The organism is Teichococcus rhizosphaerae (assembly GCF_002631185.1).
In the GTDB taxonomy this organism is placed as follows: domain Bacteria; phylum Pseudomonadota; class Alphaproteobacteria; order Acetobacterales; family Acetobacteraceae; genus Pseudoroseomonas; species Pseudoroseomonas rhizosphaerae.
The window spans coordinates 21,401-41,231 of sequence record NZ_PDNU01000047.1 but is presented as its reverse complement, the minus strand read 5'-3'; the positions used below and the strand labels follow the sequence as shown (position 1 = coordinate 41,231).

The following is a 19,831-nucleotide window of genomic DNA, read 5'->3' as shown; positions in this document are numbered from 1 at the left end:
AGTCGGGCTGCCCTCATCGGCAACTCACGGCCGCACCTTGGCGGCGTCGAAGGCAGTCGGCAGCAAGGCCACTGTCTGTCCCCTCAACACGCGTGCCCGGCACTTCGGCCGGCTGCGCTCAACGCAACACGGACCCGTGATCACGGTCAAGCCCGAGGTTCCTGCGGGGAGAGTTTTTGCATTTTGGGCCAAGAGGCAGTCACAAGACGCTTAAACCGCTGATTTTGCCCGTCTTTTTGGGTTATTGGGTTAGGTTATTGCATGGCCCTTATAGGGGGAGGGGGAGAGCCCCCCCCCTATAAAATACGATAGAGACACCCCCCCCACCCCCTCAGTTAGTTATCCCTATAATATATAAAAAGAGAGAGATTTTTTCTTATATTATAGGGGCTTACTAGCCCCCCGGGGTTTCTGCGGAGGTTTCTGCAAGAGGGGGGGTTTCTGCATGCAGAAACCCCTTTTTCGGGCGGGTTGATCCAGGATCCAATTTGCTGCGCTTTCAGATCGGATCATCACTGCCTCGCAGATCAGCGCGCTGCTGCGGAGCCAAGGAGAGCCTGGGAGAGAAAGCTCAGCATTGCCCGGCCCGGGGTGTTCGACACCTCAGCGCCCCAAGGGTGTGGCCACCCTCCTCCCGCCGTTCCAAACGCTGCGGCAGGTCACCGCTGCGGATCACGTCCTGCGGCAGGTTCAGGACGAGCAAACACGAGCTTGAGAGAAATCGCCTCAGAAGCCCGTAGGGCGGCTTTTTGTGGTTTGTGGTAGGGGTGTAGCTGGACCGCATCAGGAGAGGCTCTGGCGGGCTTCTGAGCCGCTTTAAGGCCCATCCCAATGCAGCCATCCCATACGCTCACGGCTTGCCTGCTGCCCCAGCGTGAGAACTCCATCACTGACCCCTGATGGCAGATCCGCCGGTCAGGGAGCAATTGGGGGAGACCGGAGTGGGTGTGACGGCTGAAAATTGCCTTCAGCACGGTGATCAGCAGGTGCCGCCGGCTGCAGTTGCTCTGGCGTCGTGTGGTTCAGCCTGCCTCAGGCCGCCCCCTCGGTGATCCGTGGCTGTACCTTGGCGGCGTTGAACGCAGTTGGCAGCAAGGCCACTGTCTGTCCCCTCAACACGCGATACCCGACACTTCGGCCGGCTGCCCCCAAGGCAACGCGGCTTCGTGAAGCGGTCAAGGACGAGGTTCCATGCGGCGATTGGCGCGGTCCTACCGGATATTGTCCTTATAGGAGAACGAATTTCCCCCAATGCGTTGTTTTGCAATACCTTTCCGAATGATATTGTTGGGGTTATTGCATGCTATAGACAAGGGGAGGGGGGACAACCCTCCCCCACACACACGAAAAAGACCACACACCCCCCCCCCTTAGATATCCCCTATAATATAAAAAGAGAGAGATTTTTTCTTTATATTATAGGGGATTACGAGCCTCCGGTTAGTTTCCGCGAGGTTTCTGCGGAGGGGGTTTTTGCAGCCGATAAAACCCCCTCTCACGTCTGGGTTGACCCGGCCTCCCGATTTATCGGAACAACGGGCAAACAACGGTCGAGCAAATGGCCGACAAAGTCACCAAGGCCGCCAATCTCGCCGAGGCCTGAGGGCCCAGCCGGTCGATCCGTTCGCCTCGTTCGGCGAGTAGGGCCTCAGGATGCCGGCCGGAGGCCAGGGCAAGCCTATCCTCGTCGGTCCATGCGAGTGCGCTCATCGGGCGACGCGTGGCGCGGCTGTCGTGCCGCCTGGCAGGCCGACCAGGGGCAGCCTACGGCGGGCGCGAGCCTTGCGGAGGCGATGGGGGCAGCAAAGCTGGCCTCGGTGCCAGGCTTGCCCCCGGATCAACCCTCCTCACCCCCGCTCGGAGAAGCGCTCCTGGGCGGTGAGACGCTGCTGGGGCAGATCGACCTCCCGGCCATAGACCTCCTGCCACAGGAAGCTCAGCTCCGCCTGCTGCAGGGCCTCCGGCACATCGGTGTACCAGGCGCGCGGCTGCTCTGCCGTGGCCTCCCCGTTCCAGCGGTAGCCGCGCGCCTTGAGGCGGTCCTTGGCCTCAAAGGGTGCCTCCACCGCCCAGATCCGCCAGGAGGCCTGGCGGGCAGTCTCCAGCAGCCGTGTGAGCCCTGTGACGCCGGACGTGGGCAGCGGCCGCGCCAGGATCGCCAGTGTCGCCTCGCAGTCATGCAGCGCCCGGTGCCCGCCAAAGAACAGCCCGCAGCGCATGGCGAGATAGCCGAGCCGCGTGCCCTCGAACCCCTCTGCCGCCCAGTCCACCTGCGCCAGCGAGCAGGCCCAGGGCTTGGCCGCGAAGGCCTCGCAGAAGCGCTCGGCAAAGCGCCGGTCAAAGCGCGCATTGTGGGCGACGATCAGGGCGGCGGGGGCGATGAACCGCGCCACCTCCTCGGGGTCGATCTGGTGGCCAGCCACCATCGCATCCGTCAGGCCGGTCAGGCTGCTCACCGCCGGCGGGATCGGCCGGGCGGGCTGGCGCAGCCGGCTGAAGGGCTCGCCCACGCCGTAGAGCGTGCCGTCCAGCCCGTAGGTGAAGGGCAGCATGGCCAGTTCGATGATCTCGTCCTGCGCCGGGTCGAGCCCCGTCGTCTCCAGGTCGAGCAGCAGGCCAAGGCGGGTGGGCGTGCCCGGCGGCGGCGCGATGGTGACGCAGGGCTCCACCCGGCGCAGCACCCGGTAGCGGCCGCTGGCTTCCAGGGTGGCGGCCATGGCTTCCAGAGCGGCAGGGCTGGGTGGGTCGGTCGCATCACAGGGCATGCCGCCTGCATGGCACTCCACCCGGCGCCCCGCCAGGGGAGCGGGCAATGGCGGCGGGCTCAGCGGCAAAGCCGCTCACACGGCACACCGTCCCGGTCGCCATCCAGCCGCGCCAGGCCGCACTGGCGGAAATGGAACTGCGCCTCGGCGCAGCTGCTCATCTGCGTGCAATAGCGCTTGCTGCCGCAGCTGAAGCCGCCGCCGCCGCGGCTCTGGGGCGCCGCCGCCGTCGGGCTGGCGGGCGGCCGCGACGGGGTCGCGGACGCCCTGCCACCGTTGCTGCGCCATTCCCAGGGCGGCACCTGCTCGCTGGCAGGCAGGGCCCACAGGCCGCGGCGGGCCTGGCGTGCCTCCGCCTCCAGCCGCGGCAGCGCCGGGTCGCGATTGTACTGGCGGTAGACCCAGGCCGCGCCGCGGCGAACCAGCTCGGCGTTGACATCGACCGTGCCGGCCCACACCCGCCCCACGGTGCGGCCATAGCGGTCGGTATCCTCCACCACGACCCGCACGGCCTGGCGAAAGGCCAGGGTCGAGAGCTCCTGCTGGGCCCGCACTTGCTAGTTTTGCGGCGTCAGCAGGGTCAGCGTGTCGCCGTCATGCACTCCGACCACCCGCCCCAGCAGCTCCTCCGCCTAGTCGGGCTGGCTCAGCAGCAGGAAGGCACTCAGGAGCAAGCGGGAAAGCGGCGACAGGCGGCGGAACATAGCGACCGCCACCTTTGCCGCCCAACATCACGGGTCCGTGATTTTTGCCATTGAGCAACGGCTCGGGGGCGCCGATGATGGCCGAGCCACCGCTGGAGCCGGTGGCGTGCCGTGGCGCTGGTTCGGCGCCATCCACCCACCACGACACTCCCCACGACGCGCCGCCCTCGGATTCCCTCGATGCCCATCCCGCTCTCGCTGTTCCCCCCAAACGCCATTGGCGACGTCGCGCGCATCGTCCGGAGTGATTACACACGGCTGCCGGTCGATCGCTACCAACACAGGCCCTCGGGGGTGGTGGGTGGCGTCGAGGGAACAGCCCGGCAGAGAACCTTTCGCCAAGTCCTCGAGGCGCTCGCCGATCACTTCGGCGGCGATCAGATCCCGGTCGACTTCGCGCTGGAGGACGGGCGGCGCGTGTATCTCGACCGCGGTTGCGTCAAGATGGCCGACACGGCGGGACACCTCGAAATACCCACTGCTGAGTGGCCTTCCCGGGCAGGATCGTCGCCTCAGACTGTGCCGTGCCCTTGCTGACCCGGCTGGGTCACCGGCTTCGGACGACGGGTGCCGCCTTCCATGGGCGCCGTGGGGTTATGCGGGCGCAGTTCGGCTGCTGAGCCAGGCGAGGCGGGTGAAGTTATAAGCCAGATTGGCGATGCCGATCTTCACTTGCGCCCGGGCCAGGCCGATGGTGCGGACGAACAGCGCCATGCGGTGCTTCTGGGCGGCAAAGACATGCTCGATGCCGGAGCGGATCCGGGCGCGTGATGCATTGGCCTTCGCCTGCTGCCCGGAGAGCCCACGCCGCGGCGCCCTGCGGAACTGCATGCGCTCGGCCAGCCCCCGCCGCTCCAGCACCTCCAGATTGCGCTTTGTCCGATACGCGGTGTCAGCCCAGACGCGGCTGGCGGTGTTCCCGGGATCGAGCAGGCCAGCAAAGCTGCGGCTGTCGTGCTGGGCGGCATCGGTCACCGTCCAGCGGCGGATCAGCCCGTGCCGCCGGTCGATGCCGATATGGCTCTTGTAGCCAAAGACCGGCACCGCGATCTGGATGGCCTGGCGCTGCGCACCTTCTGGTTTGGGCTTGGTCCTGTCGCGCTTGAGGGTCCAGCGTGCGTCACAATCCTTCTGCGCCCGCTTGGCCTTTGACCAGTGCGCCGGCGTGCCGCCCTCCCGGATCGTGGCCTTCTCCTCCAGGGTGAGCTTCTGGCGTGGTGCGGCAATGATCGTGGCGTCGATGATCTGCCCGCCCATGGCCAAATAGCCTTGCTCGGCCAGCACCGCGTCAAAGCGGCGGAATAGCCCCTCGATAGCACCCGCCTGCTTGAGCTGCTCGCGGTAGAGCCAGATCGTCTTGGCGTCCCGCACCGCCTGGTGCAGCCCGAGACCTACGAAGCGCATGAAGGACAGCCGGTCGCGCAGCTGGAACTCGGCCTGCTCGTCGGAGAGGCTGTAGAGCGCCTGCAGCACCAAGATGCGGCATCAGCACCGCGTCATACGGCGGGCGCCCGCCGCGGCTGCGATCCGACCGCGTCAGCGCCGTATCCAGCACGGGGCGGAAGATCTCGAAGTCGATGCGGCTGCAAGACGCTCCAGCGGATCACCGGCCGCGAAGAGAGCCGCGTATCGCTCATCCATATCAAAGAAGACAGGCTAACTTGCCGTCGCCACTGTCTGTGCTGAACGAGGCCAATGAATCAGCTCAGCGCCTCAACAGCGAGGTATTTTGAAGTGTTCGACTGAATTTGTTGTGAACAAATCTCCATTCCTAAATCAAAATCAACTTATCAGTTTGTTGTTTCGCGCTATTTAGGCATTTTCACCCCTGCGGTAGGCCTTCTTAGACAACCCCTAGCTGTGTTGACGTCTCATTAATAGAGCTTCAGAGCATTCCTTGAATTTTCTTTCGATGATGAGATTCATTGATATTGCCAAGGAAGAGCTCAATGAGCCTTTGTTTGTCTGCTTACACCTTCGCATCCGCAGGCGGACCGAACGGGCAGGTTGGCAATGAACTTTGGATTGCCGGGGCTGGATTGAGTGAGCCGCGCCTTCTGAAGGAAATCAATCCCGGTCTGGAGAGCTCGGACCCGGGGGATTTCACGGCCCTTCCGAACGGCAAGGCCGTTTTCGTCGCCAATGATGGCCTCATGGTCGCGAGATGTGGGTGACGGACGGCACTGAATCCGGCGCACAGATGGTGCGCGACATCGGCCGGGGTGACGGAAGCGTCTCGCCCAAGAACTTCACCCTCGTCGGCGACAGGGCTCTCTTCACCGTCGCTGATGGCGTGCACGGCGATGAGCTGTGGGTGACGGATGGCTCCACTGAGGGTACGCACCTCCTCAGGGGTATCAATCCCGGTGCTGCCGGCTCCGCTATCTCAGGGATGACCGACGGCACAGTGCAGCTCACTGACCGCCCTGTGGGCCACGACATGATTTCCCTCGATGAGGACAAGTGGCTCTACACCGCCTTCGCGAGTTCGCTGGAATACGAATACTCTCTCTTCGCCACTAGCAAGGACGGCGACCAGACGCTGATTACCCTTGACCAGCATACCATCGGCGGGCGGTACAGCGGTGAGGTGAGGCTCACTGTCCTGGGCGAAGGCAAGGCTATCATCCAGTCCGCCGAAGACCTGTTCGTGACTGACGGCACCCCCGATGGCACCAAGATTATCCATACGCGCCTGACCATCCATGCCATGACGGACTTCGTCTCGCTGGGTGACGGCCGCGCCCTGTTCATGAACCGCGATGCCTCGCAGGGGGGCGTCACGGCAGCCGACCTTTGGGTGACCGACGGTGCCGAAGCTGGCACCTACCAGATTGCGCGCATGAGCAACGAGAATCCCACTAGCCTGCTGGACCACGTGCAGGACCTGGGGGATGGCCGCTTCGCCTTTGCGGCACCCATTGAAGGGCATGCCGGCGCGGTCTGGGTCACCAACCCCAGTGCGAGCAGTTTGGAGCGCAACCCTACCATCAACTCCTGGAGCGGCTATTCCGTCTTCATGCCCATCGTGGTGGTGGAGCTCCCGGTTGAGCCTCCCGTGGAGCCGCCCCCAAGCTCGCCGGCCTGCTGGTGGATGCCAGCTTCTACCTGTCCAACTATGAGGATGTGCAACTGGCGGGGGGCGATGCCCTGACGCACTACATGGCCTTCGGCTGGCATGAGGGGCGTGACCCAAACGCCCTGTTCGACACCAGCTTCTATCTGGAGCGCAATACGGATGTCGCGGATGCGGGTATGAATCCCATGGAGCACTACCTGCTCTTCGACGTCGAGGAAGACCGTGACCCCAGCCTGACCTTCGACGGCAGTGCCTATCTGGGCAACTACGCCGACGTGGTCAGCGCGGGCGTAAATCCCTTGCTGCATTACCTGCAGTTCGGGATGAGCGAAGGTCGCGGCATCTTTGCCGTTTGATGCCTGGGGAACCACGAGTCGGTGGTTCCCCACTCTTCCTCCCCGCAGGCAGGTGAAACATGACTAGCTCCCTTGGATTCGCATGGCCCGAAGACCGGCCCATGAGCTGGTCGTTTGCCTGGGAGGATTTTTGGGTCCCGGGCCACAGCTTCATCTCGGACTACACCGACCCGCTGATGGACCACATCCGTCTGGCCTTCGATGACTGGGACGACCTCATTGACCTGGATTTCGAGGAAGTCGATGGCAGGGAAGTCCGCCCGGATGTCTGGATTGGCTTCGCGGATATCCAGGGAGGGCCAATTGGACTGGCCTATGTCGGCAATGTCAGCAATAGCCAGCCATCCGTCGTCTCCGGTGGCAAGCCCATGGTCATCGAGCTCATGGCCCCGAGCAGCGTTCCGATTATCGAGAGGGGTGACGAACTCGCCTATCTGGACTTCCTGACGACCTTCTACCAGGTGGTCTTGCATGAAGTCGGCCACATCCTGGGCCTGGGGCATGACGATAACCCCAACCACGTGATGAACGGGATAGCTTCCCCATCCAACAAAGCCATGACGATGGCCGATGTCGAGGCGCTCCACAGCTTGTACCGGCCATCCCTGGAGTGGCTGGAAGACCCTGAACTTCCTCGCGCCCCCCTGCTGTCGGAGATGTATCCGCCGCCGCCTCCGCCGCCGCCTCCGCCGAACAATCCGAACACCGGGACCGTCTTCTTCCAGTCCTCCTTCAAGGTTGGCGACACGCTCGCGGTTTATGCACAACTGCAGGACCCTGATGGGGTCAGCCCCAGCACACAGGTCCAGTTTGTTTGGTATGCCTCTACGCCCGAGGGGTGGGAAGTTGTCGTGCCTGCGGATGGGAGCACGGGCCCTGGCGGATACCTGCTGACCGAGGCGGATATCGGCCGGCAGTTCAAGGTTGAGGCTATCTATGTCGACAACCGGGATTTCACGGAGCGCATGTGGTCGGAGGTCTCGCCTGTCATCACCACGGATGCCCCCGAGGAACCACCGGCTCCAGAACCGCCAGCACCTCCCGAGACGCCTGACGTCCCTGAGCCGCCGGTAACGCCCGAACCGCCAGTCACGCCTGAACCTCCTCTGACGCCTGACGTTCCTGCCGAGCCCCATCTGTGGTCGGCGAGGCTGCCCGTCTTCGACATCACCCACTACCGGGACAGCAATCCGGATGTGGCGGCATCTGGCATGGACCCGCTGGACCACTTCCTGCAGTTCGGCTGGAAGGAAGGGCGTGACCCCAACAGCCACTTCGACACCTCCTTCTATCTCAACCAGAACCCGGACGTCCGTTCCGCCGGGGTGAACGCGCTGGAGCATTATCTGCAATCAGGCGCGGCGGAAGGCCGGGCGCCAAGCCTCGCCTTTGACGGAAAGGCTTACCTGGCTGCCAATGGTGATGTGCAGAAGGCAGGCATCGACGCACTCACCCACTACCTCTTGTACGGCCAGGCCGAGGGACGTGACGCATACGAAGTGGTCCCTCATGCCACCGGACAGCAGCATGTGCTGGTGGATGCCGGCTTCTATTTTGCCTCCTACCGGGATGTCGCGCGGGAAGGCATCGACCCGACCCGGCACTTCATGGCCTCGGGGTGGATGGAGGGGCGAGACCCCAATGCCTTCTTCGACACCGAATTCTACCTGACGAAGAACGCCGATGTGAGGAATGCTGGCTTGAACCCGATGGAGCACTACCTGCTCTTCGGTGGTGCTGAGGGGCGTGACCCGAGCGTTCGCTTCGACAGCAGCCAGTATCTCGCCGTGAACCAGGATGTGGCGGACGCTGGGGTTAACCCTCTCGCGCACTACCTGCAATTCGGCATAACCGAAGGACGGGACATCTACTCCGCGTGATTAGGCCAGGCGCCAGATAGCTGCGCCAGCTCCTGCCTGTGCTGGCGGCCCACCGTCCAACCTGAACGCATTCTGAGAGGCAAGCATGACGTTGAATCCGCATCCGCAAGTGGGAATTCAGGCCAACGGTTCTACGTCCTACATCTTCGGGGCCCGCACTTCGGATGGCGGCAATGAGTTATGGATTGCAGGTCCTGGCATGAGCCAGCCACGCCTCATCAAGGACCTCAATCCCGGTTTCAGCAGCTCGGACCCTGGGGATTTCTTCACCTTGGCGGATGGGCGCGTTGCGTTCACCGCCGAGGATGAGGGGTATACCAGAAAGCTCTGGGTGACAGATGGCACCGAGGCCGGGACCAGGAAGGTCCTGGACGACCCCAATATCGGTGATGTTTCCATCGACAATTATATCGGCGTGAACGGGAAGCTGCTCTTCACGCAGTCTCAGTATGGGCGGGGTACTGAGCTCTGGATGTCCGATGGAACAGCCGCTGGCACCCAGCTGCTGAGGGACATCTATCCTGGCTTCATGAGCTCCAACATCCGGGACTTCACGGATATCGGGAATGGCAAGGTTCTTTTCCGAGCCAACAACGGTGGGGCTGGTGATGAGCTCTGGGTGACGGATGGCACCCAGGCCGGCACCAGGCTGCTGCGCGACATCAACCCTGGGCCCTCTGGCATCGAATTCGATATCGAGCGGATTGCGGCGGATGGGAAGGTCTACTTCACGGCCTGGGCCACCGAGGATAGCGAAGACTACGAAGCCGCTTACGGGCAGTGGGTGACGGACGGGACGCCGGAAGGCACCGTCAAGATTTCCAGCACTGGTGGCTGGCGTGACCTTTATGCGGTCGGCACTGAGCAGAAAGCCTGGGTGTTCATGGAGTTCAGCTACGTCGACGGCAGAGGGCACCAGATGGGGCTCTATGTGACGGACGGCACCAATGTCACCCCCCTCCTGGCTCCTCCGGACAACGGGTTCGGTAGCCCGGGCGCTCTTCAGCAGCTGTTCGAGCTTGGCAACGGCAAGGTCATCTTCTCGACATCCGGAAGCGCGCTCTGGGTGACGGACGGCACGAAGGAAGGCACGAAGCTCCTTGGCGAGGATGTCCTGATTGGCCAATGGGGGGATGAGTTCCTCTCCCTGGGCAACGGCAAGGCTCTCTTCCTCAATGCCAATCTGGATTACCCCAGCAACACCGGGGTAGCGGATTTCTGGGTGACGGACGGAACAGTGGAGGGAACCGTCCGCATCGCTGACTTTTCCAGCGGAAACCCCATCGCCTTTCCCGATAAGGTGACGGTGATGCAGGATGGCAGCGTGGTCTTCTCGGCCGGCACCGCCGATGGAGGCCCTATCCGGGTTTGGGTCAGCGACCTGACCCCTGGCAGCCTCAAGGCCGTGGACGGCATCACCGCCTGGGGCGGCACTGACATCCATCCCATCTTGCTGGCCGGCAATGGAGAGACAGAGATTCCCGGCCCCGATGAGCCGGAAGTTCCGGGTCCCGTAGACCCCGACAATCCTGGCACATCGCATGACTGGGCGGCGGAGCTGCCGCTGTTCGACAAAGCCTTCTATCGCGCGATCTATGCGGACATTGCCCAGGCCGGTGTCGACCCTGTGCAGCATTTCCTGCAATTCGGCTGGAAGGAAGGGCGTGACCCCAACAGTCACTTCGACACCTCCTTCTACATGAACCAGAACCCGGATGTCCTGGCTGCCGGGGTCAATGCCTTCCAGCATTACCTCTCGGCAGGTGCTGCGGAAGGACGGGCGGCCAGCTTCGCCTTCGATGGCAAGGCCTATCTGGCCGCCAATGCCGACGTGGCAAACACGGGAATGGACGCGCTGACCCACTACCTCATGCATGGCGCGGCTGAGGGACGCGATGCCTTCCAGGCAATGCCACATGCCACAGGGCCGCAGCACATCCTGGTGGATGCCAGCTTCTACTTTGGTACCAATCGAGATGTTGCGAGGGAAGGCTTCGACCCGACGCAGCACTTCATGGCCTATGGCTGGCAGGAAGGTCGTGACGCGAATGCCTTCTTCGACACAGATTACTATCTGTCGACCTATGCCGATGTGAAGAATGCAGGCATCAATCCTCTCGAGCATTACCTGCAGTTCGGCGCGGCCGAAGGGCGTGACCCGAGCGTCCGCTTCGATAGCAGTCAGTATCTTGCGTTGAATCAGGATGTGTCGGCTGCCGGGGTAAACCCCCTCGCCCATTACCTGCATCACGGCATCACCGAGGGGCGCGACATCTTCAGCGTCTAACCTATGACTGAACTGGGCTAGATCTTTTTAGAACAGAAAACCTCTAACAGCGCCTTTTGCTCTGCTGAAACCTCTTGGTAGGGGTGGCGCTGGGAGGATATCCGAACTCTGGATGCGAGGTTTTCGATGCGCAGCATGACGAAGTCAGCGGTGGGGGTCGCGCGCGAGGCTTTGGCTGTTGGACGCCAAACATTCCCGGCCTATGGCAGCCGGACCTCGCGGCACGACTTCACCCAAGCCCAACTCTTCGCGTTGCTGACGCTGCGCCAGTTCCTGCGGACCGATTATCGCGGTCTCGTCACCCTGGTGGCCGAATGGCAGGAACTCCAAAAAGCCCTGGGCCTGCGGAAGGTGCCGCACTATTCCACCCTGGCCTACGCAGCACGCCGTCTTCTGCCCGAGGCGGAAAAAGGGGGCTTTGCACCGTGCCCAGGTGGTCATCATCAAGCAGGGCCGGACTGCCGGTCTGATTGACACCTCTCCGACGGCCGCGGTCGGCGCCACGGGGCTGGAAACGCGGCACGTCAGCGTGCCTGGCCCAAGCTGGCCGTGGTGCTCCATACCCACTCGCACCTGATCGTCGGCGCGGTAACAGGCATCGGCCCGAGTCAGGACTCACCCGACTTCACGCCCGTCATGCGCCAGGCCACCAGCATCATGACCTTTGGCACAGTATTGGCCGATGCTGGCTTTGACGCCGAGTACAACCACCGCCTTTGCCGTGAGGACCTTGGCATCCCCCGGAGCGTCATCGCCCTCAACCGCCGCAACACCGGGCGGCGCTGGCCGAAGACACCCTATTGGCGGGCCCTCCGGCATCGCTTTCCTCGTATGCTTTACCACCAGCGCTGACACATCAAGAGTGGCTTCAGTCAGCACAAGCGTCGCCTCGGCTCAGTGTTGACCGCGCGCGGACGTCAGGCTCAGCGACGCGAACTCAACCTGCGCGCCCTCACCCACAGCATCATGCTCCTCGCTACAACAGCGTGAGCTTTTCAACAGAGCAAAAGGCGCTGTTAACCTGCTCCAGAGATGCGCCGCTGGGTGCCCTGCTTCTGCCGGATTGCCGCCAGCCGGTCGCTGAGGTTGGTTGGGGCCGGCAGGCGGCCCGCAGCCGCGTCCATGGCGGCGGCGATATTCGGGTCGTCCTTCTCGGGCTGGGTGGGAGTCAGGAGTTTGGCCTTGGCATTGGCGGCCTCCGCCTGTGCCAGGTCACGGGCGGCAGCGTCCCGCATCGACTTCAGCGCCACGCTCAGGCCGCTGGTGGCGCCACTCAGGCCGGCAGCCTGGCGTGCGGCCTCGGCACGGCGTTCGGCGGCCTGCCGCTGCGCATCCGCGCGCGTCATGTCCCGCTGCGCGCGCACCAGCTCCGAGCGCGCGGCTTTCAACTTGTTGCCGGCCTGCTCATAGGTCTGCTGCAGCATGTTCAGGAAATCCTGAGCATCGGCCGCGTCCTGCTTCTCCCGTTCCACCTCGGGAGCCATGTCTTCCAGCATCGTCAGAAGCGTGCTGAGCGAGCGTTCCAGCTCGCTCTTCTGGGCCGGGTCCGTCGCAGCCTCAGCGCGGCTCTGGAGCTGCTCGGCGGCGGCAAGGCGCTGCTGCGACAATGCCTGGATGGCATCAGCCTCGCGCTTCTCCCGCTCATAAGCCTGACGCGCTTCGGCAACCTGCAGGCCCAGTTGGTCGAGGTGCTGCTCCATGGTCCGCAGCTCCGCCTCCGTGGCGGATTTGGGGTCCCAGCGGACAATTGCCTCCACGGCATTGTTGACGGCCTGGTCGGTCTTCACGCCAACGAGGTTCCGGATAAAGGCAAGCATGGCGATCTCCCTTCCGATTGTTCCAACTAGCCGGCCATGGCGCCGGCGTTGAGCAGCGCCACCGCGAGCTGCACGCCCACCAGCAGCCAGGCGGCGGCGATATTGCCGGCCTCGATCATGCCGCGCAGGCCGCGGATCAGCAGCGTGGCGGCGACAAAGGTCAGCAGCTGCAGAACCAGCGCCACCACACCCCAAATGAGGATGTCGAGCGAGAAGCGGCTCGTCGCCAGCGTGGCCGCCAGGGGAATGGCAAGCGCCACAATGCTGCCCGCTAGCACGATGCCGCCGGCGGCGTTGCCCGCGCGCACCAGCCGCATCTCATGAAACGGGGTGATTGCCATGTACACCGCGACGCCCACGACCAGCAGCGCCAGGGTCAGTGCGAACTGCACCACGAGAACGGGCAGGCCTTCCTGCAGGGTGCCGAGGATCACGTCCATGGTTGTCGTTTCATCCTTCGCTGCGGTGGTTCAGGCCAGTGACAGGGAGGCTGGATTGATGTCCAGCCCGGCGCGGATCTCGACCCAGGCCTGCCCGCCATCCTCGATGGCGGAGACCAGGATGTATTCCGTCTGGGGGGCGGGCATGGCCAGGCCGGTGGGTGCGGCATAGAGCATGCTCTGGCTGATGACGGTCGTCTGGCCGGAGGCTGAATCAACCTCTTCGGCCAGTTGCCGCGGCTGCACGCGTGACTGCCCGGGCGACCAGGCGCGGGCATAGATCTTGCCATCCTTGGTCTGGAACTCCGGCCAGCCGATCATGCCTTCCCGCGGGTCCAGCCAGGCGCCCCACTCGGCCTCATCGGCCGGCGTGACCTCGTCGAGTAACGCGAAGTAGCGGCATTCGTCCGGCTTGTTATTCTCGCCGAGATGCAGTTGCAGCATGGCCCTGTCGCTCGGCAGGTAGAGGCGTACGAGGCCACCCGGCACATCGCCGCCGATGCGGCCAACTTCCTCCACACTGATCATCTCTCCCGCGCCGCGAGGGCTGGACAGATGCGTGGCCCCCGCTGCCAGCAGGAATGGCGTGGGGTCCAAAGTCAGTGTCATCCCGACCCGGAAGCGGGACGGCGCATAGCCCCCGCCGGACGTCTTGTGGCGCAGCATACTGGCCGCGCTGGCCAGAGTTCCGCCCTGCCCCATTCCACCTGCTCCGCCTGGCCGGCTTCCGGCGGAACGCGGGCCGGTGCGGCGGCGCCAGGCCAGAACCGCCAGCAGGCCACCCCCCAGCATCACCACGCCGACCACCGAGGCGGGAATGCCCTGCCCGCCCTGCTCAACTGGGACCACGGTGGGCGTGCGCCGGTCGGGCAACTCGGCGCCCTCGGCTCCAGTGGCGACCTCCGCCGGCACGCCGGGCGGCAGGTAGCTGGGGTCGCGCGGCTGGTCGCCCTTCTCCGCGATCCGCCGGTCGAGGTCCTCCAGCTGGGCACGGACCTCGGGGTCGCTCTGGGCCCGGCGCTCGGCTTCCTGCCGCCACTCCCGGTAGCCTGGGTCGTCCTGGTGGTTCCGGAAGAAGTCGGGATGGCCCGGGCGGTTCAGCGTGCTGAACAGGAACCACAGAAAGGCGGCGTCCCAGATGCCGAAGGAACGCGGGCCGCTGAGCACGGTGCCCGGAATGGGCCAGCCACGGTCGCGGTACCAGCCGCCGTAATTGGTGCCGGGCGCCGTGCGATAGCCTCCGGCATAGCCGCCGCCCGGGGAGCCGGAGCCACCCCGAGGGTCCCTCGAAGGCGAGGGGATCGGCATCGGGGCCGGGCGGGCCGCGCGCTCGGCCGCGGCTTGGCTCTCCCGCATCCTGCGCAAGGCATCGGCGGCCTGGGCACGGTTGTAGCTGCGGTCGCCGGCCGAGGCCCCGCCGCCGTAGGGCGTGCTCATGCCGCCGGAACGTGGCAGCGCATAGCCGCCGGAAGAAGGGGTGCGCGGCCGGGCGTAACTGCCGGAACCACCCACGGAGGGCGTGCGGAAGGACCCGCCGGGGCGGGAATAGCCGCCGCTGGAGCGGGGCCGCGCCTCCGCGGGCGCGCTGAAGCCCGCCACGCCGGCCGACAGGGCCAAAGTCACGGGCAGTGACGAGGCGCTCCCCGGCCCTTGCAGCAGCAGCAGGCTCAGCAGGCCCACCGGCAGACGTGCTCTCATCCCGACAGGGCTCCTAGCCATTCATGGGCTGCTGCTGGCCGCGCCACCGGTCTCGCCGGCCATGCACGGTCAATCTTCCGGCGGAATGGCCTTCTTCACATCATCCTCTATTCCGGAGATAGCGTGACGCATGGCTGCCATCAAACGGGCTGCTTCCAATGCACTCAGGACCAGGAAAGGTGCGTCTCCTTCTTCCTTCATCTCAATGACAACAAAGCCATCGCGGTTGGCGAAAGCTCTGAGTTCCCCGTAAAAAGGATCGTCATGCGGGTGTACAATCTCAGCCACGAACCCTCCTTGCAGGCAAATGCCTATGGTCAATCACAGTTTTTTCGTTTGACAGTGTTTGCCTGCCTGTTTTCCAAGGCCAATCAACATATTAACCCTTGAGCAGAATGCTCGTCAGACTGCTAGCCATCGCCCGTGGTGATGGGCGGCTTTGCGCCCATGGGAGACAAACAGCATTTCTGCCTTTTCTTCGGGGAACGGACATACCCAGGTGCTCGCGCGGGCCTGGGCGGCCCTACAAGCAAGTATCCCTCACCCGTTGCAAATCGCGGCAGGACAAAGAGAACTTCTCTATAATCCCTCCAAGAGCCTGATCTTGAGGTCGCGGAACATCCGTTGAGCACGTGACGTTCTTTGCTCCTCCAGCATCCTCTCTAGCTCTTGTCCCATTTTCCGCAGACGTGCGTCACCCAGCCGCTGCGCTTCCTGGAACATGGACCTTTCTTCCGATCCTGCATGGTGGTCCATGGCGGAATAGAGCGCCTGGAGATGCTCTTCAAACTCCTGCGTCGCCGTGTTCAGCTTCAGCGTTTTGGCCAGCAGGTCGGCCAGTTGACGGTGCTCGGAATGCGCAATGGGCACGTCTTCGCTGACGGAGTAGACGGCAGGATAGAAGATGTGATCCTCAACATGCTCGTGGATCTCCAGCTCTGAGGCGAGTATCCGCATGAGGTCACGGCGCTGGGGATCATCCCGAGGCGTGTTCTTGATCGCTTTGAAAAGCTGACGGATGAGTTCGTGGTGCTCGAACAGCACCTCGTTGGCCTTCTTGCTGAAGGAGACGCCATCCGGCAAAGGGGGCACCTTATCGATGTCAGCCGCGGTAACAATCTCGTCGCCCGGCTCCTGTTCTCGCCTGATCTCAACCATGCCATCTCTGAGCCGGACTTCGTAGCGCGGCTGCGGGCAGGTCGAAGGTCCGCTGGTTGGCCATCCGCTTTCCAGATCATAACGAGACCCGTGCCAAGGGCAGACCAGTGAGCCATTCAGAACCCAGCCCTGATCCAAGGGCCCACCCATATGAGAACATCGCGCGCCCATCGCCTGCACGCGTCCCCGGTGTCTGACCAGAACAACGCCGATATTTTGCCGGGTGTCCTCATCCCGGATCTCGACGCGCAGGGGGCGGTCTTCTTCCAGTTCCGAAACAGGCAACACGGCCTGGAAGTCACGGGGCTCCGGGCTCCGGTCGGCATGATCCACGCCGATCTGGCGGCGATACACCATGTGGCCGCCAAGATAGCCCCCTACCAACAGGCAGGCCCATCCGGCTGCGCTGGCCAGCCTGCCTCGACCAAGGTGGCCACGATCACGAAGAGCAACGGAGGCAAGGTGAAGGGCGAGGGAAGTAGTGTTGACGAGTGCATGAGCTGTGCCAACCCGACGGTCACGGCCGTTTGTGTGCTGCCAATCCGCTAATCCGGCCGCGGCGGCGACAACGGCACCGGCCGCGCCTGCCTTCAAGGCGAGTTCGGCGCTGCGCTCCACGCCCTTCGACCGGAGGCCAAGCACCGCTAGGAGGTCGAGGCCGAAAGCAAAGGTCCAGGCGCCGATCGGAAGAGTGACAAGCATCGGGTGAAGAGGGTGCCCATACCATGTGCCGTGCAGGACATTGCCTGCCTTCTCGGCCGGAGATCCCGCGATCTGCGATGGGCGCGCAATGGCGGTTTCGACAGCATAGCTTGGCTTGTCGAGCGAAGAAGCCTTTTCGATCCGGCCGATGCCTGCACTGGCGGCCTTGGCGAACCTCGGTCGTTTCATGGCATCCCTTCCAAAGCAGAGCCGCAGCTGGATGGCTAACACCTCTGCTCAACGCAGAATGCTTCCCAAGGTTCGTGCGGAGCCATCACGCCCTTGGCACCGATGCTGATCAGCCGCACAGGCTCTTGGCTGCCCGCTTATAGATCTGTCCATGTACTGCCATCTCGCCATGCATAGCCCTGGACACTCCACTGAACCGCCCCGGGTACGCCGTCGCCGACCTCCTGCTGCGTCCCCCTGAACTCTACTGCCTCATCTTGTTGATTGCCACTGAGACCTGACCCGGGGTTGCCACGAGGATCTGACCCGGGTTGTGGATGCAGGGTTTTCAGATCTCGTCAGGTCGGCTGTGGTTTCCTTTCGCGATGGGCCTGGGTGGCGGAGCTGTTCCTGAAGCGGAAGCTGTCGTTGCCGGTCTCCAGGATGTGGCAGTGGTGGGTGAGCCGGTCGAGGAGCGCGGTGGTCATCTTGGCATCCCCGAAGATCGCCGCCCACTCACTGAAACTGAGGTTGGTGGTGATGATGACGCTGGTCTGCTCGTAGAGCTTGCTGAGCAGGTGAAACAGCAGGGCACCGCCTGAGGCGCTGAACGGCAGGTAGCCCAGCTCGTCGAGGATCAGCAGGTCGGCATGGAGCAGGCGGGTGGCGATCTGCCCGGCCCTTCCGGCGGCTTTCTCCTGCTCGAGCATGTTGACCAGTTCCACCGTGGAGAAGAACCGCACGCGTTTGCGGTGGTGCTCGACGGCCTGAACGCCGAGGGCGGTGGCCACGTGGGTCTTGCCGGTACCCGGCCCGCCGACCAGCACGATGTTGTCGGCGCTGTCCATGAAGGCACCGGCGTGGAGCTGGCGAACCAGGGCTTCGTTGAGTTGGCTGCTGGTGAAGTCGAAGCCTGTCAGGTCCTTGTAGGTGGGGAAGCGGGCGGCCTTGAGCTGGTAGGCGATGGAGCGGACCTCACGCTCGGCGATCTCGGCCTTGAGCAGCTGCGACAGGATCGGGATCGCGCTCTGGAAGGCGGGCGCGCCCTGCTCGGTCAGTTCGGCTGCGGCCTGTGCCATGCCGTGCATCTTGAGGCTGCGCAGCATGATGGTGATGGCGGCGGCCGCCGGGTCATGACGCATGACGGCCTCCTTGCCTCGGGCGCAGGCTGTCGTAGCGCGCGACGTTGGCCTTGGGCTCCTGCGCCAAGACCAGGGCCTGAGGCGCCTCGATCGGCGGCACCTGGGAGGCAGCGCCATCGGTCAGCCGGTGCAGCAGGTTCAGGATGTGGGTCTTGCTGGCGACCCCGGCCTGCAGCGCCATCTCCACGGCGACCAGCACGGCCTGCTCGTCGTGCTGCAGCACCAGGGAGAGGATCTCCACCATCTCCCGGTCGCCGCCGGACCTGCCGTGCAGTTGACGCTGCAGCTGCCGGAACGCCTCCGGCAGTTCGGCGAAGGGCGCGCCGTTGCGCAGGGCACCGGGCTTGCGCTGGACCACGGCCAGGTAGTGGCGCCAGTCGTAGACGGTCCGACCCTGCCCATGGTGCGACCGCTCGATGATCCGCTGGTGCTCGCAGACGACCGCCCCCTCAGCCACCACCACGATGCGATCAGGGTAGATCCGCAAGCTGACCGGCCGGTTGGCGAAAGAGGCGGGCACGCTGTAGCGGTTGCGCTCGAAGTGCACGAGGCAGGTCGGCGAGACCCGCTTGGTCTCGTCCACGAAGCCGTCAAAGACCCGCTGGACCGGCATCAGGCAGTCCACCTCCTGCCGCCAGGCCGCGGCGACGCTGCCGGGTTCCACCCCATGCGGGATCTCCTCCCAGAGGGCGAGGCATCGCTGCTCCAGCCAGGCGTTCAGCGCCTCCAGGCTGGTGGCCTGGGGCATAGGCTGCCACAGCCGGTGCCGGGCATCCTGGACGTTTTTCTCGACCTGGCCTTTCTCCCAACCTGACGCCGGATTGCAGAACTCTGGCTCGAACAGGTAGTGGCTCGCCATGGCCAGGAAGCGGGCGTTGATTTGCCGCTCCCGGCTCGGGCCAATCCGGTCCACGGCGGTGCGCATGTTGTCGTAGATGCCGCGCCGCGGCACGCCACCCAGCAAGCGGAAGCCGTGGTTGTGGGCGTCGAACAGCATCTCGTGCGTCTGCAGGAGGTAGGCTCGCACCAGGAAGGCCCGGCTGTGGCAGAGCTTGAGATGGGCGACCTGCAGCTTGGTGCGTTCGCCGCCGATGACAGCATGCTCCTCGCTCCAGTCGAACTGGAACGCCTCGCCCGGGCCGAAGGCCAGCGGCACGAAGACGCCGCGGCCGGAGGTCTGCTGCTGGCGCTGCCAGTCATCTCGCCAGGCCCGCACAAAGGCGGCGACCCGCCGGTACGAGCCGTCATAGCCGAGCCCTACCAGCTCCGCGTGGAACTGTCGCGCGGTGCGTTTCTGTTTGCGTGGCCTGCGGGCGTCCGTCCGCAGCCAGGCTGCCAGCCGCTCGGCGAAAGGATCCAGCTTGCTGGGGCGTTCGGGGCCCCTGAACACAGGCTCCACTGCCTCGGACCGCAAGTACTTGCGGATGGTGTTCCGCGACAGGCCGGTCCGGCGGGCGATCGCGCGGATCGACAGGTGCTCCCGGAAATGCCAGCGCCGGATAACGCTCAACAACGCCATGTCCAACACTCCCGCTGCCCCCGCCCAAAAGGCCGAGGCTAGCGTCCGAACATGGGTCAACTCTCAGTGGCAACTTCACCCCAAACCGGGTCAGATCTCAGTGGCAATCAACAGGT

General features: G+C 64.2%; 17 protein-coding genes and 1 pseudogene. 8 read left to right on the top strand and 10 right to left on the bottom strand.

Annotated features, from left to right (window positions below; translation table 11 throughout):
* Nucleotides 1-1,847 precede the first annotated feature (1,847 nt).
* Both CR162_RS18725 and CR162_RS18720 read right to left on the bottom strand, forming a co-directional pair.
* Complete coding sequence (locus CR162_RS18725) at nt 1,848-2,765, bottom strand: 3'-5' exonuclease (protein WP_099097043.1); 918 nt, start codon at nt 2,763-2,765, stop codon at nt 1,848-1,850.
* Nucleotides 2,766-2,824: 59 nt separating this feature from the next.
* Entirely contained in the window at nt 2,825-3,319 is a 495-nt protein-coding gene (locus CR162_RS18720) for a thermonuclease family protein (protein WP_218014933.1), read from the bottom strand.
* Nucleotides 3,320-3,649: 330 nt separating this feature from the next.
* Between CR162_RS18720 and CR162_RS18715 the strand changes: the two genes are divergently transcribed.
* Nucleotides 3,650-4,006, top strand: coding sequence for a hypothetical protein (locus CR162_RS18715; protein WP_099097042.1), 357 nt, complete (start codon nt 3,650-3,652; stop codon nt 4,004-4,006).
* 57 nt (nt 4,007-4,063) lie between these two features.
* Here CR162_RS18715 and CR162_RS18710 read toward each other — a convergent pair.
* Nucleotides 4,064-5,110, bottom strand: a pseudogene (locus CR162_RS18710) (IS5 family transposase).
* Nucleotides 5,111-5,418: 308 nt separating this feature from the next.
* Here CR162_RS18710 and CR162_RS22165 point away from each other — a divergent pair.
* The 7 genes from CR162_RS22165 (at nt 5,419) to CR162_RS18685 (ending at nt 11,923) form a co-directional block, all read left to right on the top strand.
* A complete protein-coding gene (locus tag CR162_RS22165) occupies nt 5,419-5,643 on the top strand; it encodes a hypothetical protein (protein WP_141563235.1) in 225 nt (74 codons plus the stop codon).
* A 26-nt stretch (nt 5,644-5,669) separates the two neighbouring features.
* Nucleotides 5,670-6,623: a hypothetical protein gene (locus tag CR162_RS18705; protein WP_245870489.1), complete on the top strand. Its 954-nt coding sequence runs from the start codon at nt 5,670-5,672 to the stop codon at nt 6,621-6,623.
* Nucleotides 6,624-6,631: 8 nt separating this feature from the next.
* Nucleotides 6,632-6,904, top strand: coding sequence for a hypothetical protein (locus CR162_RS18700; protein ID WP_176559924.1), 273 nt, complete (start codon nt 6,632-6,634; stop codon nt 6,902-6,904).
* A 101-nt stretch (nt 6,905-7,005) separates the two neighbouring features.
* Nucleotides 7,006-8,784 (top strand): matrixin family metalloprotease, encoded by a 1,779-nt coding sequence (locus CR162_RS18695; protein ID WP_176559923.1) that lies wholly within the window; start codon nt 7,006-7,008, stop codon nt 8,782-8,784.
* An 85-nt stretch (nt 8,785-8,869) separates the two neighbouring features.
* Nucleotides 8,870-11,071: a hypothetical protein gene (locus CR162_RS18690; protein ID WP_099097038.1), complete on the top strand. Its 2,202-nt coding sequence runs from the start codon at nt 8,870-8,872 to the stop codon at nt 11,069-11,071.
* A gap of 126 nt (nt 11,072-11,197) precedes the next feature.
* On the top strand, nt 11,198-11,545 hold the full coding sequence (locus CR162_RS22160) for a hypothetical protein (RefSeq protein ID WP_141563233.1): 348 nt from the start codon (nt 11,198-11,200) through the stop codon (nt 11,543-11,545).
* A gap of 78 nt (nt 11,546-11,623) precedes the next feature.
* The gene (locus CR162_RS18685; RefSeq protein ID WP_245870488.1) at nt 11,624-11,923 is read left to right on the top strand and encodes a hypothetical protein; all 300 of its coding nucleotides are present in this window, start codon (nt 11,624-11,626) and stop codon (nt 11,921-11,923) included.
* 164 nt (nt 11,924-12,087) lie between these two features.
* On the opposite strand, the gene CR162_RS18680 is transcribed toward CR162_RS18685, so the two are convergent.
* The 7 genes from CR162_RS18680 to istA all read right to left on the bottom strand — a co-directional run bounded on the left by CR162_RS18680 (nt 12,088) and on the right by istA (nt 19,715).
* On the bottom strand, nt 12,088-12,888 hold the full coding sequence (locus CR162_RS18680) for a hypothetical protein (protein ID WP_099097037.1): 801 nt from the start codon (nt 12,886-12,888) through the stop codon (nt 12,088-12,090).
* 26 nt (nt 12,889-12,914) lie between these two features.
* Nucleotides 12,915-13,328: a DUF350 domain-containing protein gene (locus CR162_RS18675; protein WP_099097036.1), complete on the bottom strand. Its 414-nt coding sequence runs from the start codon at nt 13,326-13,328 to the stop codon at nt 12,915-12,917.
* 30 nt (nt 13,329-13,358) lie between these two features.
* Complete coding sequence (locus CR162_RS18670) at nt 13,359-15,026, bottom strand: DUF2491 family protein (RefSeq protein WP_176559922.1); 1,668 nt, start codon at nt 15,024-15,026, stop codon at nt 13,359-13,361.
* A gap of 69 nt (nt 15,027-15,095) precedes the next feature.
* A complete protein-coding gene (locus CR162_RS22155; protein ID WP_141563232.1) occupies nt 15,096-15,314 on the bottom strand; it encodes a hypothetical protein in 219 nt (72 codons plus the stop codon).
* Nucleotides 15,315-15,605: 291 nt separating this feature from the next.
* A complete protein-coding gene (locus CR162_RS18665; RefSeq protein WP_099097034.1) occupies nt 15,606-17,075 on the bottom strand; it encodes a DUF2231 domain-containing protein in 1,470 nt (489 codons plus the stop codon).
* Nucleotides 17,076-17,413: 338 nt separating this feature from the next.
* Nucleotides 17,414-18,196 (bottom strand): IS21-like element helper ATPase IstB, encoded by a 783-nt coding sequence (gene istB / locus CR162_RS18660; RefSeq protein ID WP_099097033.1) that lies wholly within the window; start codon nt 18,194-18,196, stop codon nt 17,414-17,416.
* Nucleotides 18,186-19,715, bottom strand: a complete 1,530-nt coding sequence (gene istA, locus CR162_RS18655) for an IS21 family transposase (RefSeq protein WP_099097032.1) — start codon at nt 19,713-19,715, stop codon at nt 18,186-18,188. Before istA ends, istB begins: the two co-directional genes overlap by 11 nt.
* Between the last annotated feature and the right edge of the window lie 116 nt (nt 19,716-19,831).

What these genes read in the sequence shown, in the direction of transcription:
- CR162_RS18725 (WP_099097043.1), bottom strand. Translation starts at nt 2,765, where the DNA reads ATGCCCTGTGATGCGACCGACCCACCCAGCCCTGCCGCTCTGGAAGCC.
- CR162_RS18715 (WP_099097042.1), top strand. Translation starts at nt 3,650, where the DNA reads ATGCCCATCCCGCTCTCGCTGTTCCCCCCAAACGCCATTGGCGACGTC.
- CR162_RS22165 (WP_141563235.1), top strand. Translation starts at nt 5,419, where the DNA reads ATGAGCCTTTGTTTGTCTGCTTACACCTTCGCATCCGCAGGCGGACCG.
- CR162_RS18705 (WP_245870489.1), top strand. Translation starts at nt 5,670, where the DNA reads ATGGTGCGCGACATCGGCCGGGGTGACGGAAGCGTCTCGCCCAAGAAC.
- CR162_RS18700 (WP_176559924.1), top strand. Translation starts at nt 6,632, where the DNA reads ATGGCCTTCGGCTGGCATGAGGGGCGTGACCCAAACGCCCTGTTCGAC.
- CR162_RS18695 (WP_176559923.1), top strand. Translation starts at nt 7,006, where the DNA reads ATGAGCTGGTCGTTTGCCTGGGAGGATTTTTGGGTCCCGGGCCACAGC.
- CR162_RS18690 (WP_099097038.1), top strand. Translation starts at nt 8,870, where the DNA reads ATGACGTTGAATCCGCATCCGCAAGTGGGAATTCAGGCCAACGGTTCT.
- CR162_RS22160 (WP_141563233.1), top strand. Translation starts at nt 11,198, where the DNA reads ATGCGCAGCATGACGAAGTCAGCGGTGGGGGTCGCGCGCGAGGCTTTG.
- CR162_RS18680 (WP_099097037.1), bottom strand. Translation starts at nt 12,888, where the DNA reads ATGCTTGCCTTTATCCGGAACCTCGTTGGCGTGAAGACCGACCAGGCC.
- CR162_RS18675 (WP_099097036.1), bottom strand. Translation starts at nt 13,328, where the DNA reads ATGGACGTGATCCTCGGCACCCTGCAGGAAGGCCTGCCCGTTCTCGTG.
- CR162_RS18670 (WP_176559922.1), bottom strand. Translation starts at nt 15,026, where the DNA reads ATGAGAGCACGTCTGCCGGTGGGCCTGCTGAGCCTGCTGCTGCTGCAA.
- CR162_RS18665 (WP_099097034.1), bottom strand. Translation starts at nt 17,075, where the DNA reads ATGAAACGACCGAGGTTCGCCAAGGCCGCCAGTGCAGGCATCGGCCGG.
- istB (WP_099097033.1), bottom strand. Translation starts at nt 18,196, where the DNA reads ATGCGTCATGACCCGGCGGCCGCCGCCATCACCATCATGCTGCGCAGC.
- istA (WP_099097032.1), bottom strand. Translation starts at nt 19,715, where the DNA reads ATGGCGTTGTTGAGCGTTATCCGGCGCTGGCATTTCCGGGAGCACCTG.